The 503-nt window shown below is 44.1% G+C and carries 1 protein-coding gene; it reads left to right on the top strand.

Annotated features, from left to right (window positions below):
- A partial coding sequence (locus LJE09_RS17420; RefSeq protein WP_306797820.1) for a sensor histidine kinase occupies positions 1 to 503 on the top strand: 503 nt, incomplete at both ends.

The following is a 503-nucleotide window of genomic DNA, read 5'->3' as shown; positions in this document are numbered from 1 at the left end:
GTAAAAAAACAAATAGCAGAAATGACCGATGTGCTGGTTGATGTGAAAAACGGAAATGGCAACCGTCGTATTTTGTCTGCAACAAATGAACTGACTGCGCCTCTTGCCTATGAAATCAATGAGATCGTTGTGTCCTATGAAAGCAGACTTTCGATTGTACGGCAGACAGAGGAAACCAACCGCCAGCTTATGACGAGCCTTTCCCATGATGTGCGAACGCCCCTTACTACTCTGATTGGGTATCTTGACGCTGCACACAAAGGATTGGTTACAGGAAAAGACCGGGATGATTATATTGAAACCGCCCGCCGGAAAGCTCATGATCTGAAAGAATATATCGATGTACTCTTTGACTGGTTCAAGTTAAATTCCAACGAGTTTGCTTTGGAAATCCAGAGCGTTGAGGCCGCAGAGTTGACAAGAAATATCCTCATTGACTGGATCCCGGTTTTTGAGGATAAACAGGTTGATTATGACATTGATATTCCTGAACAGCCTGTCCG

Origin of the sequence: Blautia sp. DFI.3.45 (genome assembly GCF_020593505.1) — a bacterium.
Taxonomy (GTDB): Bacteria; Bacillota; Clostridia; order Lachnospirales; family Lachnospiraceae; genus Blautia_A; species Blautia_A wexlerae.
The sequence above is the reverse complement of the archived record's forward strand: the minus strand, read 5'-3'. Positions and strand labels throughout refer to the sequence as shown.